We start from the raw sequence: 255 nt of genomic DNA, 5'->3' as shown, positions 1-255 counted from the left end.
CACAGCCACCGGTCCCGATGCCCCCTCCTGGCACGGAACCACCGCCTCCGGGTGAGCCGCCTGTTGGTGGCGAAGATCCGGATCACCCTGAACTGGGCGTGAATGCGGGTCGTGTGGATGAAGACGATCTGGCCGATGGGTCTGATGCGGATAAGGAACCGACAACGGTTACCGGGACGCTGACGATTGATGCAGGCGATGATGGCCTGGGCTCTGTTGCCTTCACCGACAGCGGCTTGATGCCGACCCTGACCT

At 63.1% G+C, this 255-nt stretch carries 1 pseudogene; it reads left to right on the top strand.

Annotated elements, in window-relative coordinates:
* Positions 1-255, top strand: a pseudogene (locus ACOSDM_RS20355) (hypothetical protein); the annotation flags it as partial.

Source organism: Hwanghaeella sp. LZ110 (assembly GCF_048892525.1).
In the GTDB taxonomy this organism is placed as follows: domain Bacteria; phylum Pseudomonadota; class Alphaproteobacteria; order UBA8366; family Aestuariispiraceae; genus Pacificispira.
This window is presented reverse-complemented; position numbering and strand designations above follow the sequence as displayed.